Annotated in this window: 21 protein-coding genes and 1 pseudogene; 1 reads left to right on the top strand and 21 read right to left on the bottom strand. The window is 29.3% G+C overall.

The annotated features are described in order from the left end of the window. Positions 1-18 precede the first annotated feature (18 nt). The 8 genes and pseudogenes from KHQ81_11710 to pepF form a co-directional block, all read right to left on the bottom strand. Complete coding sequence (locus tag KHQ81_11710; GenBank protein ID QVK17509.1) at positions 19-936, bottom strand: hypothetical protein; 918 nt, start codon at positions 934-936, stop codon at positions 19-21. A 158-nt stretch (positions 937-1,094) separates the two neighbouring features. Continuing rightward, complete coding sequence (ltrA, locus tag KHQ81_11715) at positions 1,095-2,345, bottom strand: group II intron reverse transcriptase/maturase (GenBank protein QVK17510.1); 1,251 nt, start codon at positions 2,343-2,345, stop codon at positions 1,095-1,097. 639 nt (positions 2,346-2,984) lie between these two features. Next, positions 2,985-3,656 (bottom strand): annotated as a pseudogene (locus KHQ81_11720) (group II intron reverse transcriptase/maturase). Between the two features lie 123 nt (positions 3,657-3,779). Further along, a complete protein-coding gene (locus tag KHQ81_11725; GenBank protein ID QVK17511.1) occupies positions 3,780-4,514 on the bottom strand; it encodes an ABC transporter permease in 735 nt (244 codons plus the stop codon). Then, positions 4,511-5,449 carry an ABC transporter ATP-binding protein gene (locus KHQ81_11730; GenBank protein QVK17512.1) on the bottom strand — a complete coding sequence of 313 codons (939 nt, stop codon included), beginning with the start codon at positions 5,447-5,449 and terminating at the stop codon, positions 4,511-4,513. The genes KHQ81_11725 and KHQ81_11730 overlap by 4 nt, the downstream gene beginning before the upstream one ends. Before the next feature lies 1 nt (position 5,450). Then, positions 5,451-6,002: a PadR family transcriptional regulator gene (locus tag KHQ81_11735; GenBank protein QVK17513.1), complete on the bottom strand. Its 552-nt coding sequence runs from the start codon at positions 6,000-6,002 to the stop codon at positions 5,451-5,453. 563 nt (positions 6,003-6,565) lie between these two features. After that, positions 6,566-6,901: a hypothetical protein gene (locus tag KHQ81_11740; GenBank protein ID QVK17514.1), complete on the bottom strand. Its 336-nt coding sequence runs from the start codon at positions 6,899-6,901 to the stop codon at positions 6,566-6,568. Positions 6,902-7,070: 169 nt separating this feature from the next. Beyond that, the gene (gene pepF, locus KHQ81_11745; protein QVK17515.1) at positions 7,071-8,879 is read right to left on the bottom strand and encodes an oligoendopeptidase F; all 1,809 of its coding nucleotides are present in this window, start codon (positions 8,877-8,879) and stop codon (positions 7,071-7,073) included. Between the two features lie 256 nt (positions 8,880-9,135). On the opposite strand from pepF, the gene KHQ81_11750 reads away from it, so the two are divergent. Further along, positions 9,136-9,954: a hypothetical protein gene (locus KHQ81_11750; protein QVK17516.1), complete on the top strand. Its 819-nt coding sequence runs from the start codon at positions 9,136-9,138 to the stop codon at positions 9,952-9,954. 58 nt (positions 9,955-10,012) lie between these two features. Here KHQ81_11750 and KHQ81_11755 read toward each other — a convergent pair whose 3' ends face one another. The 13 genes from KHQ81_11755 to KHQ81_11815 form a co-directional block, all read right to left on the bottom strand. After that, on the bottom strand, positions 10,013-11,002 hold the full coding sequence (locus tag KHQ81_11755; GenBank protein QVK17517.1) for a hypothetical protein: 990 nt from the start codon (positions 11,000-11,002) through the stop codon (positions 10,013-10,015). Between the two features lie 17 nt (positions 11,003-11,019). Beyond that, positions 11,020-11,355: a helix-turn-helix transcriptional regulator gene (locus tag KHQ81_11760; protein QVK17518.1), complete on the bottom strand. Its 336-nt coding sequence runs from the start codon at positions 11,353-11,355 to the stop codon at positions 11,020-11,022. A 173-nt stretch (positions 11,356-11,528) separates the two neighbouring features. Beyond that, positions 11,529-12,227, bottom strand: a complete 699-nt coding sequence (locus KHQ81_11765) for a hypothetical protein (GenBank protein ID QVK17519.1) — start codon at positions 12,225-12,227, stop codon at positions 11,529-11,531. A gap of 14 nt (positions 12,228-12,241) precedes the next feature. Beyond that, on the bottom strand, positions 12,242-13,102 hold the full coding sequence (locus KHQ81_11770; GenBank protein ID QVK17520.1) for an ABC transporter ATP-binding protein: 861 nt from the start codon (positions 13,100-13,102) through the stop codon (positions 12,242-12,244). After that, the gene (locus KHQ81_11775; GenBank protein QVK17521.1) at positions 13,095-13,466 is read right to left on the bottom strand and encodes a GntR family transcriptional regulator; all 372 of its coding nucleotides are present in this window, start codon (positions 13,464-13,466) and stop codon (positions 13,095-13,097) included. Before KHQ81_11775 ends, KHQ81_11770 begins: the two co-directional genes overlap by 8 nt. Positions 13,467-13,625: 159 nt before the next feature. Then, positions 13,626-14,240, bottom strand: a complete 615-nt coding sequence (locus KHQ81_11780) for a class I SAM-dependent methyltransferase (GenBank protein ID QVK17522.1) — start codon at positions 14,238-14,240, stop codon at positions 13,626-13,628. Positions 14,241-14,389: 149 nt separating this feature from the next. Continuing rightward, positions 14,390-14,866, bottom strand: a complete 477-nt coding sequence (locus tag KHQ81_11785; protein ID QVK17523.1) for a GNAT family N-acetyltransferase — start codon at positions 14,864-14,866, stop codon at positions 14,390-14,392. Beyond that, positions 14,867-15,778, bottom strand: a complete 912-nt coding sequence (locus tag KHQ81_11790) for an effector binding domain-containing protein (protein ID QVK17524.1) — start codon at positions 15,776-15,778, stop codon at positions 14,867-14,869. It lies immediately after the preceding gene. A gap of 116 nt (positions 15,779-15,894) precedes the next feature. Then, on the bottom strand, positions 15,895-16,410 hold the full coding sequence (locus KHQ81_11795; GenBank protein QVK17525.1) for a GNAT family N-acetyltransferase: 516 nt from the start codon (positions 16,408-16,410) through the stop codon (positions 15,895-15,897). Next, complete coding sequence (locus KHQ81_11800) at positions 16,407-16,778, bottom strand: hypothetical protein (protein ID QVK17526.1); 372 nt, start codon at positions 16,776-16,778, stop codon at positions 16,407-16,409. Before KHQ81_11800 ends, KHQ81_11795 begins: the two co-directional genes overlap by 4 nt. Before the next feature lie 72 nt (positions 16,779-16,850). Next, entirely contained in the window at positions 16,851-18,104 is a 1,254-nt protein-coding gene (locus tag KHQ81_11805; protein ID QVK17527.1) for a helix-turn-helix transcriptional regulator, read from the bottom strand. 143 nt (positions 18,105-18,247) lie between these two features. Further along, positions 18,248-18,988, bottom strand: a complete 741-nt coding sequence (locus KHQ81_11810) for a sugar phosphate isomerase/epimerase (GenBank protein QVK17528.1) — start codon at positions 18,986-18,988, stop codon at positions 18,248-18,250. Next, the gene (locus tag KHQ81_11815; protein ID QVK17529.1) at positions 18,985-19,440 is read right to left on the bottom strand and encodes an NUDIX domain-containing protein; all 456 of its coding nucleotides are present in this window, start codon (positions 19,438-19,440) and stop codon (positions 18,985-18,987) included. Before KHQ81_11815 ends, KHQ81_11810 begins: the two co-directional genes overlap by 4 nt. Positions 19,441-19,452 lie beyond the last annotated feature (12 nt).

Genomic DNA, 19,452 nt, shown 5'->3' on the forward strand with positions numbered 1-19,452 from the left:
CCTATAGTAAAATATTATTTAATGATATGAATGTTGTAACTTTCCATTTTCAAATTTATATTGTAAGTAATCATGTGGAATGATACTTGCTTCAAGCAGTAATTTGAATGAAATATTATAATCAAAAGATAACACTGGATATTCAGTAACCACATTCATTTTTAAATGTGATTGTCTCTTTTTTATAAATTCACTTGGTGAAACAGAATCTTTGTTCATTTTCAAGTATTGATTATTTCCTGTAACAAATGCCATTGAATACACATTATTATCTTTCAATCTATTTACATCATTTGTTTCGAAATATTTATCTTGATACTTGAATACATGTGATTGATAAGTATATTCTCCATTTTCTATAGCAGCTTCTACTATTGTCATAGGTATTGATAATAAATAATTTTTTGCATACACAATACCAACATCATATATATTACTCTTAATACCTTCAGATGATGTCTCATCAAAAATAGAGAAATTTTGAATGTATTGTTCTGAATTAAATGTCAGTTTAATATCTGTTAATTTGCCACGAATTTCATGAGCAAACCAATTTATTGATCTTTTGAGCGGGTCGTAAACATATATTTCTGAATGAGTAAATATTACTCCAATATAAGTATTATGTTTACCACCTTCTTGATAAGTTTCTAGCTCCCATTGATAAAAAGCAGTATATATTTTCACGCCATCAATATCATAATAAGAGTATTTATAATAACCTGAACCAGTTTCAGGATCTATAACAAGGTCTTCCCCTATTGTAGTAAATGTATTTAAAACCGTTGAATCTGGATACATATGTACCCATGAATCCTTTGATATATGAAGATCAATATTATTAATATTTATAGTATAATTGCCTGTACTACTGTTGTTATGTGGGTACACTTTTATTATATAAGTTGAAGGATCTGGAATTATATTTAAATTCAATCTAAACCCGAAATCATTAATTCCCATTCCAGATAATGTAGAAATTTTCTCAGAATCTATCCCAGAACTCGGAACATAACTACCATAATGGTTAATTATGGTAAAATTAAAATTGCATAAAATTTTTAAGAAAAAGGAGAAGTTTTTAATGAAATATTTTAAGAAATTGATATTAGACCACGATGTTCTAATCTTTTATTTGTAATCGTAGTTGTTAAGATAAAGCTATGTGCGATTCGCGCATAGCTTTTTCTACTGTTTGCGTATTCCCAAGCCTTTTGACGACTTGCGCCTAGTTTCCTTAGGGATTTAAATCGTTTCCCAATCTTTTTCCATGCTTTCCAAATACACATTCTTACACGAAATCTTATTTGTTCATCTAATTTTATCAATAACCATTTCATATCGGCTACTTTATAATAATTAACCCAACCTGTTATAAGTTGTTTTATTTTGAGTAACCGATAATCTAAACTGATACTCCATCTTCTAGATGTTAATTTCTTAATCTTTTCTTTTATTCTTTTAATTGATTTTGGATGTACTTTGATTCTAACTTGTCTGTGCCTGGGATTGTAGTAAAAGCCAAAGCCTAAAAATTTGATTCCTTTATTATAGTAATCTACTTTGCTTTTACTCTGATTAACTTTGAGTTTTAACTTCTTTTCAATAAAGTTAGTTATACTCTCCATTACTCTTTGTCCTGCACGTATACTTTTTACATATATATTACAGTCATCGGCATATCGTACAAATCTTAATCCTCTTTTAGTTAACTCTTTATCTAGTTCATTAAGCATGATATTTGATAATAATGGACTTAATGGTCCTCCTTGTGGTGTTCCTTCCTCACTATCTATTACGACTCCATTTATCATGATACCACTAACTAGATATTTCCTTATCAAACTCATTAAATCACTATCTTTAATTGTTAAAGATAATATTTGCATGAGTTTATCATGGTTAACCTTATCAAAGAATTTCTCTAAATCCGTATCAACTATAACTTTGTAACCATCATTTAAATACATTAAACTTCTCTCAATTGCCATATGACAACCTCGATTTGGTCTAAATCCAAAACTAGAGTCACTAAATTGTTTCTCAAATATTGGTGATAGCACTTGATTAATGGCTTGTTGAATGATTCTATCTATAACCGTTGGTATTCCTAGTAGTCTTACCCCACCATCAGGTTTTGGTATTTCTACTCTCCTAACGGGGTTAGGTTTATACTTTCTATTTCTTATGGCTCTTTTAATTTCATCACCATGTTTCATAAAATGTAATCCTCCTTGTTCAACATTCATCCCATCAATTCCAGCAGCACCTTTATTCTTCACTACTCTAGCGATGGCTTCATTTAAATTGTAGTTACTTAAGATTAATTCTAGAAGATTTTCCATTAGTAATTGCTCCTTTCATTGTTAAGACCATACTGTTTGTCCTAAAGGCTCCTAGGTTCCTTACGATACCATCGAAGTTAGGCAGGTAATCCTGATTTTCTACTGTTCATATAGTCTTATAATTTACATTTACAATTAAACATACTGTTTCGCCCTTCGGTTTGGACCCTACTATGGCTCTGCTGACTTCTCACGATAAATCTTTTTCAACCACGCTCGTGACGTGTCCATGAGATCTCCCAGGGTAAGTCTATTCACTTTCATTTCATATACTCGCCACATTTACGTGTATTATTGCTTTGATGACTACGGACTTTGTTTTGTTAAGCAAACTCATCCATAATACCCGCCTGATGTGATTCGTGTTCCTCGAGCCAAAATTTTGCCTTCTACTTCCTTCAGACCCTACTTCGCAATAGGCGCCCTTGTACTTGGCTAACACTTTAGTCATCTTCCCGTGTAGTGGACTTTCACCACCTAGTTAATAGACATGCCTGGCACACTTAAAAAATATTGACACAATTTGTGTCAATATTAATTACTTAAATGGGTCGAGTAGACATAGACATCTCTATTTATGCCCCTCTCAGAACCGTGCATGCGCAACTAACGCACACGGCTCTTCACACTGTATTCAAGTTAGTAAAACACACTTACATATAGTTTTGGTGGCATGATTTGTGGTACTATATATTGTTTGTATTTACACCACGTATAACTTCGTTTTTGACTTCTTCGATTAGGTGTTTTATAAAAGCATTTTAAAACTTCATAATAGAATGTTGTTATGCTTTTATAACTATCAGTTACACCATAATAGCGATAGTGTCCATCTAGTCTAAGATTTATCCGTTTAATAAAATCCTTTACATCCATATGCATGTTTTCTTTAATCCACTTTTTAATTATCTTAATTTTAACAACCAGTTTCTTTATATTAGTTTTCAATTTCACCCTAAACTTGCCGTTTATACTTTTACTACAATAGAACGTAAAACCAAGAAAGTTGAATGTCTCCGGTCTTCTCATTCCTTTTGCTTTTCTATTTGTTTCAGCAAATCGACCAAACTCAATGATTTTGGTTTTATCCTCCGCAATTTCAAGGTTAAATTTCTTTAATCGTGGTATCAGGTTAGTGTAGAATCGTTCAGCATCGTCCTTATATTGAAAACAACATACAAAATCATCCGCATAACGGACGATATGCGCTTCACCTCTACTATACTTTTTAACAACTTTCTTAAACCATAGGTCTAATACAAAGTGTAAATATATGTTTCCTAATATTGGCGAAATCAGGCCACCCTGGGGTGTACCTTGTCTCATGTTTACATAATGCACTGGAGATGGGTCGAGCCACTTGTAATCCACTACTTCTGTAACAACAGTCGTTCCTTATAATACGGTTCAAAACAGAAAGACCTCCCTAGCTCACTAATTTTTTTTACTAAGCACAAGCATAGAACCACCAAAACCAATGACACACCATATAGCCAAATTAATATAATGCCCAATAGAGGCAGTGAATATCGTTTGAGCCAAAGATGCCCTCATTGTTTCTCCCATTGAGTATATAGGCAAAACCCTATGAACAGACTGTAACCACTCTGGTAGATTCTGGATAGGAAAGTTAATTGGCGAAAACATAAGTGCACCAAAAACAATAATCTGAGTAATTATCATGGTTATTTCTTCCCTACAGAAAAATGCAATTCCATAGCCTATACCAATACAAGTCAAGGCGGTAAATAACACACCTGGAACTACTGTTAATGAAAAATTGAATCCTGGGTCATACATAAAATGCGCAAATAGAATAGATAGTATAATACCTGGAATAGTAATTAATAACCATATTATTGTGTCTGCTATTAAAATAACAGGGCGTCTTACAGACCAAGTACGTTGGTAATCTATATACCCATCACCTTTTGATATTGCAACCTGCTGAGGTAGCATTACCAATCCACATACAATTAAAATATAGGCAGGCGCTCCTGTTGAAAGGTATAAAATCGCCTCTGGTGTTGCATCTCCTATCAAAAAATTAAAACCAGTAATAATTCCTAACGACATAAAAATAAATAGCAAAGAGAAGGTAGTTAGCATACCTGAACGTCTAAGAAACTGCATTTTCATAACACATTTTAATTCTGTGAATATACTCATACAGCTTCACCCCCATCCTCTCTAGTCAGCTCTACATATATATCCTCTAATGTAGCAGGCGAAATGGAATAGTCGATTATTCCTCCCTCTTGAACCTTTCTTGTCACCCAACTTATTGATTGTTGGACATGTTCAGGTTCTATTTCAATAACTAATTTAGAGTTTTGTAATCTATTTGACAGACTCCATTCTGGTAACTCAATATTTGTAAAACCTCTAACAACATTCATCTCTAGTTTAAGCAAGTTATCCACCTTTTTCTTAATTTCACCTATATTCCCATGGGTTACAAAACTACCTTTATCCATAATGGCAACCCTATCTACCACTTTTTCTGCCTCTAAGACATTATGGGTTACTAAAATGACCGAGGTTCCGTCCTTTGTAATATTTCTGATATAATCCCATAGATACCTTCGCCTAACTGGATCCACGTCGTTTGTTGGCTCATCTAAAATCACCAGTTCCCCAGGAGCAATTGCTGCCATACAGAATGCAGTTAGTCTTTTAACACCACCTGATAATGTTTCACCTGGCTTGTTAATCCATTCAGTTATACCAAGGCTCTCAAACAGCTCATCACTACGCCTTTTAACTGTGTCCTTATCTAACCCCCTCATTTCACCCATGATGGTTACCGCTGCTTTGGGAGTCATTTCATTAAGCGGAATCTGGGACTGTGGTTGAACCGAACAAAGTTGTCTCGCAAATTTTGGTGAACGAACCACAGACTTACCATTTATAAAGATGTCACCTTGTGTTGGCTTTAATAACCCCATAATCTGATTAATTATTGTTGTCTTTCCTGCTCCATTATGCCCTAGTAATCCAAAGACTTCTCCCCTATCCATTTCAAAAGATATATTATCATTAGCTATCACCCTATATCCTTTCCGCTTAAAAACCTTTGTTACCTCTTGAACCTGAATTAGCATACTATTCCTCCTTATTAATAAATAATTCTTGCTCTACCTCAGCAAGTAACTTAGCAAGCTCAATATTAGCAATTTTAAATTGTTTAATTGCAATATGTAGGGTCTTCATTCCATAGTATTCTAAAGGTTCTTGCTCACCAGAGAAATATCCTTTTAATAACTCCTCATACTGTGTATACTCAGTGGTCATTGACTGACATACTCTTGACATCATCTTTAGGCACAGTAACCTATCCTCAATGTCTAACACACCCAAAAAATACATCCTTATAAATACATCACTTTCAATCTTTCTTTCAGGTATTTCTTTGAGCATTGCGCTTCTAAAGTAAGCTTTTCCCTCATCTTTAATCGTATAAAGGTTCCTCATCCGTCCATTGTGTACCTGTTTCTCAACAGTAATTAATCCCTTATCCAGAAGTTTTTTTAGTGCCGGTTGGATACTTCCTAGGCTAGCTGAATAAAAAGGAGATACTTTCTGCTCCAAAGTCTTTTTTATATCATATTGACTTAAAGACATTACCATAAGATATCCTAATATTACAAATTGCATTTTTTCACCCCCCTTTATACCTAATAGTAACATACCTGTTAGGTATATGCAAGATAAATTCGAATTTTTTAATATTTTTTCGTATTCAATATAATAAGTAATATCGTCTACTAAGTGGCAGTTATAAAAAAATCGACGCAAAAAATCCACGACACATTGTCGTGGATTTCAATAGTGGAGATGGCGGTAATTTCTATGCTTATATTATTTATGTTCTAGTGTCCGAAAAATGCTGAAATCACGTTAAATTATACCGTGGTTTCTTTTATTTTATGGGTAATACCAATTTAATCGTGCCAAATTCGTGCCACAGACTTATATTTAAACACATATTCACTTGTTTTTATAATGTATAAAAAAACTGCAGTTTTTCCTGCACCACACGTTGCCAAGAATGAAAACTTAAAAAGAGTGAGTTTACTATTACTCACTCTTTATTTTTTTCTAAGGTATTATTTTTTTCTTTCATTATTTGTATTAGGATTTTTTCTTTTTCGAAATCTCTTTTACAATAAAATTCATATTCTTAAGAAATCGCTATTGGTTATTCAATATTATATCCATTATTGTATTTTTTTTAATAAGACATTATATAGATACAATAATAAAATAACTGGTGGACAAAATGAGATATTAAAGTATGTGATATCTCGATACTTTCCTAGTGTTATAATTTGATTTTTAAAAACTAATAATATACATAGAAATATAGAAAATATAAAAACAAAAAATATATATCGTTTATAGTTTATTTTAACATTTCTATTAAATAATACAATGATATTACAATAAACAAAAGTACAAATTAAAATTAAAATAACATTTGCAAAATTATGATAAGTGAAAACAGTTATTAATAATATTATAAGAAATTGTAAGAATAATTTAATCTTATCCATACATATCCCCCTTCTTATGGTAGCATATCTTCAAATGTATCTAATAAGGAAGGCAAATTATCATTCGTATAAAAGGTTAATTTACCTCCGAATTCTCCTTGATTTGCATAAATAGTAGTATCCTTATATAAATATAATCCATTATTAGTTGGATACCTTTATTAATTATTTATTTTTCTAACTCTTCAGTTAAAGAAATGATTTCATCAATAATATTTCCAATGTGTTCAATCGTATCAAGCAGTGGTTTTTCTGTAGTAATATCAACACCAGCCATTTTTGCAAGTTCTACTGGAGTCTTTGTTCCACCTGCTTTTAATACCTCTTTCCAATCATCAATTGCGTTTTGACCTTCTTCTAAAATTCTTTTACTTACTTGTGTAGAAATCGTAAGTCCAGCACTATAAGTATAAGGGTATAATCCCATATAATAGTGTGGTTGTCTCATCCAGGTAAGTTCAGACCCTTCATTCATTCTAACTGAATCGCCCCAGAATTTTTCTTGTACTTCTTTCATTAATTCATTTAATTTCGCTGCATGAATACTTCCACCTTGGTCTATAATTTTATACACTTCTCTTTGATATGCTGCTTCTAATAGGTGGGTAACAAAATTATGATAATAGGTTCTATTAATCATGGATGATAATACCCATCTTCTAAATCTTTTATCATCATTTGTTTTTATCAAATAATGTGACATTAACATCTCATTCATTGTAGAAGGTGCTTCGATAAAATATAAAGATGGTCTTGTATCAAATACGTTTTGATTCTTTTGTGATAAACTAAAATGACCAGCATGACCTAACTCATGTGCTAAAACAAATACTTCACGCATTTTTTCTGACCAAGAGATTAAAACATATGGATGGACCCCATATGGGCTTGAACAAAATGCACCAGTAGATTTTCCTTTATTTTGTACAAAATCAATCCAACGTTCCTTATAACTTCTTTTAATCATTTCTAAATAATCATCACCTAATACAGATAAGGCTTCTTCAATATATTTTTTCGATTCTTCAACAGTAATATCTGGTTCATAACTTGGGTCTACAACAAGATTCAAATCAGCGAAAGTCATTTCATCTAATTTATGAACCTTTTGAATTAATTTCGCATACTTTCTCATATGAGGTGCTAATTTTTCCATAATAATATCTATTTGTCTATCATACAATGGTCTATCTACTTTTTGACTAAATAATAAACCCTCAAATACAGAATCAAACCCTCGAAGTGATGTAATTATTTTTTCTTGTTGGATATGTGCTTGATAAACTGCCGCAAATGTGTTTTGATACTCTCTTAATTTTTTAGAGAATGCATCAAAAGCAGCTCTTCTAATTTGAGTATTTTCTTCATACTCCCAATCATTTTCAAATAAAACAAAACTAAGTGGATAATCTTTTCCATCTACCTGAAATTTATCAAAGTCCATATCAGCAAGCTTTGCTTGATTATAAATCGTGTAGAAAGAATCAAATGTTGGTGATAATGAAGATAATACCTTTTCTACATCTGGACTAAGTGAATGTTTTTTAGATCTCATAATTTCTTGTAAATAGTTACTATTTTCATGTGATTGCTTAATCGCTTCATTAATCACAAATTCATCTGCTTCTATTATTTCACTATTAACAAAACTCAACTTACTTTCTAAACTTGATAAAATATTCATGAGTTTCATATATCTACTATTACTCTCATTATCCGTTTGATCAGTAGCTACCCATAAACTAGCATAAGTTGAGGCTAAAATCTGTAATTGTACAAACTTTTTCATTTTGTCTAAACAAGAATTAATACTTTCTGGTGAATCCAATCTTCCCTTATAGTTGTCTTCAATTTCATGTGCGATTTTTTCCATTTCTTTTACAGCCTGATGATAATCATCCTCTGTTTTGAATATGGCCGTCAAATCCCATGTCAGTGACTGGTCTACTTCTTTTCTAGATTTTAATACTTTCTCCATTTTAAAACCCTCCTAAATTATTTAATTATATATATATCATCCTTTTTTATTAGGATTAATTATCTTTTGTCACTTCATTATAACAAATTAATTCTATTTTTACAGTACTTTTGTAACTAATCAATTTTTTCACAAATATCTAACTAAAAACTACATCAATTCATAAATTAATATGACATTAAAGTACATATTTCGACTCAACAATCATTATATTATACTAATCGGATTAAATAATCTTGAAAGGGAGTTTATTTATATGAAAAAAATCTTTATATGCATTATGTTTTTTATACTTTGCTTTTTAGTTGGTTGTGATGAAACTGATACTGAAACTAGTTCAAATGATGAAGTAATTACTTATGTAGGATTAGAAGATGCCCATGTTTATTTAGGAGAATCTTTTGATGCCCTTGATGGCGTAACATTTACTTCTTCTACTCAAGGTGATATCACTTCTACCGTACAAACAAACGAAGAAAGTGATGTATTACCATTAGGTGTTCATATCGTTACCTATCAAACACACTATGAAAACAATGAAATCTTCTCTGTTGATAGACGTGTTGTTGTAATGTATCCTGAAGATGAATCTGATAACCTATTAACAAACGGTGACTTTACTGATAATATGGTAGGTTGGAGCCATGCAACTTATGCTGATTATCCATCAGATGTTAGATTTATAATTGACCCAGATTTGAAAAGAATGCAAGTGATTATGACCTCAGCATCAACCATGTTATCTTCACCAAATATATATAAACCTAATTTGGAATTAGATAGTAATCAAACCTATGAAATTTCTTTATTAGTTAGTGGAACTGCTAATACCTTCTTTTCAATCGATATTGTAGAATTAAATCCAACTCTTCAAGTATTAGGAGTCATATTAGATACCCAAACAATAAATGTTGGTATACAAGATGGAGAAATGCAACAGATTTCTTTTACCTTTACCCCACTATTATCATCAACAAACGCTAATCTTAGACTTATGTTTGGTCAAGATAATGGCAATAGCCCTACAGGTGAAATATACATTGATAATGTTAAATTAAATATTGTTAATGACTAAATGATTAAAAAAACGGTTTTATCAATTAAAACCGTTTTTCTTTATTCATAATCCTCTATTATTTAGAAATATTATATTTTAACCCTTTATACATTGATGTAGCTATTTCAATTACATTAATTATAACAACCACCATAATAAAAACACCAATACCATTTTGTGTACTCACCGTGAAATTAACATCTAAATCCATTAGTTCTTTTACTTCTGAAACAAAATTAGCATTCCAGATATCTGGATTAGAAAAGGTAACAATAAATAAAACCATTGATACAATTGTCAATAACGAATAATAAATGGCTAATTGAAGATTCCATTTACCATAGATAAGTTTTAAAATTTCTCGTAATATACCGATAAAGAATATCCCTAAAATCAAATATTTAAAATTTTCCCAATTATCTAAATTAAATAGTGGAATCATAATGGTTTCATTGTTTTCCGGAATATAAGCGCCTATTACATCTGGAATGAAAAATAAAATAAATGTAAATATTGTTATAAAGAATATACTTGCAATTGATTCTACTGGTGAAATAACTGCCTTTTTATTTGGAATAGGAGATAAACTTTTTAGATCCCATGTCTCATCTTTCTTCTCATCAAATACAATTCCTTGATATTCTAATACCGCAAAAATAATTGTAACCCAAGTAAACCCTTGTAGTAATCCCGATATTAACATTGTAAAATATGAAGATATATCTGATACAAAATTATTATCTGTATTTAAAACTGCTTCAACGAATGAAGCGATGGTAACCGCTAATAATACAGAACCGAAAACTACTTTTAACATAAATATATAATTAGCAAAATTTTTAGGTCCAATTAAATATCGTTTTTGATCTAAATACTGCTCAGCAAGTTTTTTAGGATCACCTAATTCTAAAAGTACTTTTTCAACTTTCTTTTCTTCATCAACTTCATCAGCATATTTTTCTTTCATATCATCAATCAGTGTTTTTATTTCTTCAGCAATATCAGCCCTTTGTTTTTCTGGTAATTTACTAACTACCGCATAAACATATTGATCGATTAATTTCATAATTAAATCACTCCTTCTTAAATAAGATTATTCATTGTTTTAACCATATCAAACCAATGATCACATAATCTTTTATATACTTTTTTACCTAACTCACTCAACTCATAATATTTTCTTGGTTTTGTACCCTCTGTATCCCAATGACTGACTAATAATTTTTGCTTTTCTAATCGTCGTAACAAAGGATATAAAGTACTTGGTTCAATTGATAGTCCTTTTTCATCAAGAAGGGTGACAAGTGAATAACCATACTGTGGCTCTTCTAATTGACTTAATACACTAAGGACAATTGTTCCTCTTCTTAGTTCTTGAACTAAACTATCATAAATTTCAGTTTCTTTACTTAATTCCACTACGACACCTCCTGTTAGTATTATACTATTTATCGTACACTATTGTAAATACTATATTATAATAAATTTAATTTTATTTTTATTTTCCTATTATTTTAATCATGATTTCAGCCTATTTTTGAACATATTAACCCCTATAATTTAAAAAGGGACGCTAAAAGCGTCCTAAACCATTAATCTCTAATTATCATTTTCCTTATCAATAAATAATTAAAGTATGAAAATAATGCAAAACCAAGTAATAAACTTAATACGGCCATATATGAATTTGTTGTTTCTCCTGCCATAAAATTAAACACATTACTTGTAATCTTCATTAACTTACCATTAGTTAAATAACTTATTATTGACCATAGAATAATGATCAAAACTGGCATAAGTGATACCACTGTTTTCATTAATTTATTACACACATAATATAACATCGTAATGAAGAAGCCAACACCAAGGGTAAATAAGAACACTGAAAATGTCCATGTTAGGTCCATCACAAAATATTGGTTATGATAGATGGAATTATAAAAACCTTCAAATGTGATTAAACGATTTAGTATTTGATTCGTAACAACATCTATAAATGCCATTAATAAAGAAACACCTGCAAATGTGATGATACTAGATAAGAAAAATCTCTTTCTAGACACATTAAACGCTGACATAAACTTAAAATCTGATTTAAAACTATTCAGTCCTGCGACAAATAAGAAAATCATGGTGATTGATCCAAACCCACTAATTGTGATTGATCCATCAAAAATATATTTTACTAACAATAAACACAATGCAAAAGTATATATAATCGCATAATAGACGATGATTGCTTTTTTAAAATCTTGTAATTGATATTTTGTCACTTTTAAAATATCTTTCATTTATAAAACCTCCTTTAATTCGTTAAACTTATAAATAATTTTTGAAGTGGTGCTTTAGAAACTTCTAAATCAAGTTCATTGATTAATTTCATATCTTTATCTTTTATATCTTCTAACACGGTAGTTGATTTATATTTACCCATTGTTTCAGCACCAACATGCTTTCTGTTTTTTAAATATTCATCGACTCTACTAGCTTCACCTGATATTCTATAAGCACTCATTAATAGTTTTTCAACTGAATTCTGTACAATAATATTTCCTTCTTTTATTATAATGACTTCCTCTAATATATCTGCCACTTCATCAATTAAATGAGTTGAAATTAATATTGTTTTAGGATGTTCAATGAAATTACTGATGATCTCTTTATACAATAAGTCACGATGATTAGCATCAAGTCCTAATACGGGTTCATCAAGAAGTAGAATTTCTGCTTGAGAGGCTAACGCTAAAATATCCTTAAATATTGTTAAATAGCCTGTTGATAATGCTTTTATTTTTAATTTCGTATCTAAACCAAATTTATCACATAATTCTTTCGCGTAATCTAAATCAAATGATGGATAAAACTCTTTTGTCCATTTAAATATTTCTTTAATTTTATATCCTAGTGGGAATAAGTTTTTTTCTACCATATAAAATATTTTATTTAAAACACAATCATTTTCAATAACACTTTCATCATCAATTAAGATTTCACCTGAAGTTGGAAATAACTTATTAGTCATTAGATTTAAAAGTGTACTCTTCCCTGCACCATTTCTTCCTAATAAACCATAAATTTTATTTGGTTCTAATTTTAAATTCACATCATTTAGCGCAACAATATCACCATATTGTTTTGTTAATGAATGAACGACTATTTTACTCATCACAATTTCCCCTTTCTATCATATCAATAATATCTTCTTTCTTTATGTTTAATTTTGATGCTTCATCTAGTAATGATAATATATAGTTATCATAAAAACTTTTTTTTCTTTTAATAAACACTTTTTCTTTCGCTCCTTTTAATACAAACATACCAACACCTCTTTTTTTATACAGTATTCCTTCACTAACAAGTAAATTAACACCTTTCCCAGCGGTCGCTGGATTTATTTTTAAATGAATTGATATCTCTGTTGTGGATATTATCTGTTGCTCTTCTTCATAAATTCCATTTAAAATATCATCTTCTATTGCTTCTGCTAATTGAATGTATATCGGTTTTTCACTCTGAAAGTCAAGTTGCATATCAAATCTCCTTCCTTATTTGGTTAATTACTTATGTAATTAAGTATATTAGTATATAAGATAAATGTCAAGTCTTTTTATTGATTTATTTTAAAATAATAAAATAAGACACTTATTGGATTAACTCCAATAAATGTCTTATTTATCCTAGTTATAAAATTACTCTTTCACTACTATATAATCAATATAACCCCTGGTTATTTTCATATTGTCTCTAAATATATTTTTAATCCGATTTTCCTTTACAAAAATTCTAAAGCCCTCAAAGTAATCTTCTGCTTCATTTTCAGCAAAGTAACTATGAAGAACATCTTCATTACCGTGTTCATCTTGAAGATATTCACCTTCTCCTACTTTCTTTCCATAAGTAGCTCTATCATCATTTGAAGATGCAAAATTGATGAATGCCATTCCACCTGGTTTTAACACACGACGAATTTCTTGAATAGCTTTACGAATATCTTCTTTACTTAAATGAAATATTGAATTATAAGAATAGACACAACCAAAAGATTCATCTTCAAAAGGAATCGATAACATATTTCCTTTTTCAATATTTAATGTCATCTGATGTTTTTCTTCAAATTCTTTTGCACGTTTTATTTGATCATCACTAATATCAATTCCATAAGTTTCAAACCCATGCTCTTTAAAAATAGCGAGTGGTGGTGTTTGTCCCCCTGCACCACAATCTAATATTTTCTTTTCTAATGATTCGTAATGACAAACAAGTAAAAAAGTATATAACTGACTATGTCTAAAAACTGGTTTCATAATCATTCTCCCTCCAATTTTAAAAGTACATTGTTATTATATAACAAGGAAATTATAAAATCTATAATATTTCATAATTAATTTATCAAAAAATATAAGAAGATGACTTATCTATAAGCCATCTTCCTATATTAATAGATATCTTATTCTTAACCGATATTTTTCTCATAAAAATATAGTTTAAGATTAGTTTTCTGGTCTAACATCATTTCATTCACTTTTTGATACCCTAACTTTTCATATAAATAATGATTTCTAACACATACACTTGGTGTATCTAAAGACCATTTTTTTGCCTTTGGGTATAACTCTTCTAATTTTTGAATTATATCTTGACCGATTCCTTTATCTTGATACTGAGGCATAATAAAGATCGCAGATAATTCCATATGAAGTTCATCCTGTTTAGTTAATACTGTCGCTCCAATTATTTTTTCATCATCGCATATTTTATAGTAGATTTGTTCATTTATTCGCTTTTCTTGTTCTTTAATTGAGTCATACCCAGGAGGCCCTCCTGCATCCCTATTAAAAAACCTTCTTGAATCATCATCAAATGTTGTTATTGAAACCTCTGTTAACTCTTTAGCATCTTCAACAGATGCTTTTAATAATTTAATATTCATTTAATCCTCCTTTAATATTAATGGGCAATATAGATCAACTTGGAAATTCTGATTCCATGTTGTATCCTCTAAAATTAAATGTTCTTCAAGCCATCTTTTCCCAACTTGATAATTCTTACTTTGATCGATTAAGTCATACATCTTACGCCAAGATTTTACGATATCAACTATATTAGATGTCATTACCGCATAAAGTCCACCTGGAAAAGTTTTAATCTTGATTTCTTCACTTTCTTTAACCTGTTCATCTACTGTTATCCACACCTCATATCCATAGATACTTGATAAATTGGTTGGATTTGGGTTATTAAATCCAAAATATCTCGTGGTAAATAATTGATCTAATTGGTTCTTTTCAACCCATTTTGTTATTACCTTCCAAGCATCATCTTCAGGTTGCTTACTATGGGCTACATAATAAGCAACTCTCATCGGGTGTAATCTAATGATTCTTATATTCCATTTATTTAATAAATCACTATTATCTAATATATCTCCTGTAACATCTTCTGTTTTCTTATTATCCATTGTTAGTACTTTATTTAAAGTACTAAAATGATTTAAATTTCGATTCATCTGAATTAGCCTTATCATCTTCTCAATATCATTAATGACTGATACATTTTTAATCAGATCTTCTTTAAGCATATTTAATTTATTCATAAATATATTAAGTGTCTCATTGATATTGTTTGTGGTTAAGATACTTTGGATTTCCTTAACAGATAAGGATAATCTTCTCATTAAAAGAATTTGTTCAATACGACTAATCATCTCTTCATCATAACAACGGTAATTACCATCTCCTTTTCGAATACTAGTAATTAATCCAATTTCTTCATAATATCTCAGCGTACGACTGGTGATATTATATGTTTCACATATTGTACTTATCGCTTTAACTTCTGTCATGAAATACCTCCATAAGAAATGAATCTTAACTAATTATATCAGTTGACGTAAGGTAAAAGTAAAGGGGTTTTCCTAATAATTTCAAATAAAAATGAAAAAAACACAATAACTGTGTTTTAATTCTCATATTTTAACTTGTAAGTAATTGTGCCACCAATAAACCCTAGTTTATGATATAAATATTCAGCAGGATTTCCTGGATTAACACTTAAACGAATCGCAGGATATTTATCTTTAGCCCTATGCAAGACTTTCTTTATCATCATTTCTCCTATTCCCTGATTCTGATACATCGGATTTACAACGATATCTAAAATATAGGGAAGTTGTTCCCATTCTTGAACTAAGCAAACTGCGATGATTTCATGTGTTTTTGAATCATGGATTATACTTGAATAATCACAATCGATATCATTAATTTGTTCTTTTAAAAGAGCATCATAATATTCATATTTTTGTCTTGCAACGCTTTGAACATGACTTTTACTATAAACTGAATAATATAAGTTAATCATTTCTTTAAGTTCACTTTCTTTAACCGTATCACAATACACTTTTTCATTCCATGTAATCTCATAAGGTTTAGTAGCACAAATCATTAATTTTTCCATTTGTTCAATTTTTAAGTTCACCTGTTTTTAGTCTTTAAGAAAGGAACCGATTGATGATGAATACCGTAAGCGATTTGGTTTTTTTGGATCAGATATTTTTTAACAAGTTTTAATAGTTGTTTTAATAGTTTATATTCATCCTCAAAAGGTGAAATTACAAAATATAACCCAAACCAATTAGGTTCAATTAACGCGCCACCGATACGTATTCCATTTAAGTTCATCCAATATGGATTTTCAAACCCTGCATAGAGATTCATACAACTTTGCATATTCATAGGAAACCAAACATTACTTGTTCCTAATTTATAAATCGTATGATATTTCCCAAATTCATTTTGACTGGCTTCAATTGCCTCAAATCCATCTTCTAACACATACTTTTTCATATTAATCACCCCTTATATAAAATATTATAGACTAATATTTAGAATTATACAATAAATTAATTTATATAATGATTATTCATTTGTTTTATTCATGTAGATTCTACAAATATAATCAATAAAGATATAAAGGAAAATATAATAATAACAAAATTGGTTTTTAATAGAAAAGTAATAAATACTATCATAAATACATTTTAAAGTTGAATACAAGGAAACTAATGTAATAATAAATAAAGTGAAAGACGTTAATTGACATAATAAATTAATTTTTTGATTAATAGAATAATAATTAAACTTCTTAATAAAAGATATAAAATAATAGATTATTAATACACCTGATAATAATATAGATATAGGGGAACTTTGGTTTATTATCCAAGAATGTGTTATTATATCATATAATATAAATACAACTGCCACAATTATTCTTGAAATTCTTAATATAACATATTTTTTTCTTCGTATAATTTTTACAAAGTCATCAATTATTAATAATACAAGTAACACTAATAAAAAGAACAATTTATCATAATTGAATAAATTATGTTTCACAATTAATAATACAATAATAAAAGAAGGATATATATATTTAAAAACTTTATCTATTGCTTTTGAATTGAAAACGAACATTTTATTGATTTCATACTTATGATAATAATGGTTATCAATTCGAGTCATAATGACTAAGGATAGAAATAAGCTACCAACAATAAAATAAGGGACAACTGAAAGATAATAACCAAGTTTTAAAATACTTTCTGAATAAGCAGAATTGTCAAATATAAGATAAGGAAGTGATAAGCCAAGTGAAAGGATCACTATAGTGAACCAAATCATAATCACTTTTTTTAAATAGACACTAATAGTTAATCTTTTATTTGTCTCTTTCACATTTAATAAATAGGTATTCATATCCTGATAACTTAATACAAAGATAACACCACTACCAATTAAAAATGCTAATTGAACCATAAATCCAAGGATCTCTTTATAGGCTACCCAAGTAATCCCATAAAAGAAAACCGAACCACCAAGTACGAGTGAAAATGCGATAATGATCATTTTTTTCGCTTTATTAATAATTGATTCAGATGAAGTTGAAGGTTCATCACTTTCTTTTAATTCACCCTTTAATATCTCATCAACAGTAATATTATAAAACATAGATAGATTAATTAACATTTGCACATCTGGAATACTTTCTCCTGTTTCCCATCTTGAAATCGCTTGATGGGTAACGTTTAATATATCCGCTAAATTGGTTTGAGTTAATGACTTTTCTTTTCTTAAACTTGCTAATAAACTCCCGATTTTCTTATAATCCATAATATACCTCCCATTTTTACTAACTCTAGTATAATAGTACATCATTATTTTGACAATAAATTAACAGTTGATATATTCAATTAGCAATTGCATTAATAAAATTTGTTAACTATTGTTACAAAATATTAAAATCAACATTTAAGTTAATGTTGATTTTTCATATCTATTATCTTTTTAATAAAGTTTTTTGAATTTTTAATTAAGTTATCCTCATCAACTATTTCAAAAATTATTTTACCTTGAAAATCTTTTAGTATATCAGTAAAAATGAATTGATAATCTAAATCACCATGGCCAATTGGTAAATGTTCATGGATTTTATTAAAATGCTTATCACTAATATGAAGCATTTTGGGCATTTTAATATTAACTAATTTCTTCAGATGTTCATAGCTATCAATATGAGCAATATCTAATAAAAATTCTACTGTTGGATTTATAGAAAATAAAATTTCAACCTCTTCTGCATGATAATTAATCGGGTCTAATCGACTATTATTTTCTATATAAAGCGTAATTCCTTCTTTACTGAAGATTTCATTTGCTTTTTTAACATTTCCAGCTAGTTTATAAATAGTTTCAGAAGTAATTATTTCGATTTCACAAATCGGATGGATGATAACTTCATGATGATTAAAATAAGTTAATATTTCAAATAATTTAGGAACGTGCTCATCAAAATCAGAAATATCAAAAACAGCATGAAAAATAATTGGAAAACGGCATTTTTTAATAAATTCTTTTTTATCTACTTCTATACGATCTACTATTATGTCACCTTTAAAATACCAAACTTGCATAAAATCAAAACCATTTAATTTAGAGAATTTGACTTCATCTTTATAATGATTAAACCAGCGGATACTCCTACCATAAGATATCATAACCAATCTCTCTTATTATTGATTCTTAATTTATCTGCTTTTATAATAATTTCTTTAAGATAAATTGGAGCTTTATCATCTGATAATATTTCATCTTTTGTCTTCCAGTAAACTTTTTCTACCTCATTTGAATCAATCACTCTTGCTTCTAGAGCTTTATATTGACATAAGAAGACGACATCAACAACAGCATTCCCTTCATCAGTTACAAAGGCTTTACTTTCAAGATATTCAATATCATCCTTTATTTCAATCCCTACTTCTTCTAATATTTCTCGTTTAATTGTTTTCTCTAAAACATCAGCTTCAACAGAAGCATTTTCTACTTTTCCACCAACAAGTGACAATAACCCTTTCGCATGTGTCTCTTTCATTCCTCTTTTAATAACTAACCATTTATCACCTTGATAAATTGCTGCCTCAACATTAACAATAAACCAAATATTATCCATGTTAATAACTCC

This window comes from Mycoplasmatota bacterium (assembly GCA_018394295.1).
Taxonomy (GTDB): Bacteria; Bacillota_I; Bacilli_A; order Haloplasmatales; family Haloplasmataceae; genus JAENYC01.

Bases quoted from the DNA above. Each gene is read 5' to 3' on its own strand.
- ltrA (QVK17510.1), bottom strand. From the start codon at position 2,345: ATGGAAAATCTTCTAGAATTAATCTTAAGTAACTACAATTTAAATGAA.
- KHQ81_11725 (QVK17511.1), bottom strand. From the start codon at position 4,514: ATGAGTATATTCACAGAATTAAAATGTGTTATGAAAATGCAGTTTCTT.
- KHQ81_11730 (QVK17512.1), bottom strand. From the start codon at position 5,449: ATGCTAATTCAGGTTCAAGAGGTAACAAAGGTTTTTAAGCGGAAAGGA.
- KHQ81_11735 (QVK17513.1), bottom strand. From the start codon at position 6,002: ATGCAATTTGTAATATTAGGATATCTTATGGTAATGTCTTTAAGTCAA.
- KHQ81_11740 (QVK17514.1), bottom strand. From the start codon at position 6,901: ATGGATAAGATTAAATTATTCTTACAATTTCTTATAATATTATTAATA.
- pepF (QVK17515.1), bottom strand. From the start codon at position 8,879: ATGGAGAAAGTATTAAAATCTAGAAAAGAAGTAGACCAGTCACTGACA.
- KHQ81_11750 (QVK17516.1), top strand. From the start codon at position 9,136: ATGAAAAAAATCTTTATATGCATTATGTTTTTTATACTTTGCTTTTTA.
- KHQ81_11755 (QVK17517.1), bottom strand. From the start codon at position 11,002: ATGAAATTAATCGATCAATATGTTTATGCGGTAGTTAGTAAATTACCA.
- KHQ81_11765 (QVK17519.1), bottom strand. From the start codon at position 12,227: ATGAAAGATATTTTAAAAGTGACAAAATATCAATTACAAGATTTTAAA.
- KHQ81_11770 (QVK17520.1), bottom strand. From the start codon at position 13,102: ATGAGTAAAATAGTCGTTCATTCATTAACAAAACAATATGGTGATATT.
- KHQ81_11775 (QVK17521.1), bottom strand. From the start codon at position 13,466: ATGCAACTTGACTTTCAGAGTGAAAAACCGATATACATTCAATTAGCA.
- KHQ81_11780 (QVK17522.1), bottom strand. From the start codon at position 14,240: ATGAAACCAGTTTTTAGACATAGTCAGTTATATACTTTTTTACTTGTT.
- KHQ81_11785 (QVK17523.1), bottom strand. From the start codon at position 14,866: ATGAATATTAAATTATTAAAAGCATCTGTTGAAGATGCTAAAGAGTTA.
- KHQ81_11790 (QVK17524.1), bottom strand. From the start codon at position 15,778: ATGACAGAAGTTAAAGCGATAAGTACAATATGTGAAACATATAATATC.
- KHQ81_11800 (QVK17526.1), bottom strand. From the start codon at position 16,778: ATGAAAAAGTATGTGTTAGAAGATGGATTTGAGGCAATTGAAGCCAGT.
- KHQ81_11805 (QVK17527.1), bottom strand. From the start codon at position 18,104: ATGGATTATAAGAAAATCGGGAGTTTATTAGCAAGTTTAAGAAAAGAA.
- KHQ81_11810 (QVK17528.1), bottom strand. From the start codon at position 18,988: ATGATATCTTATGGTAGGAGTATCCGCTGGTTTAATCATTATAAAGAT.
- KHQ81_11815 (QVK17529.1), bottom strand. From the start codon at position 19,440: ATGGATAATATTTGGTTTATTGTTAATGTTGAGGCAGCAATTTATCAA.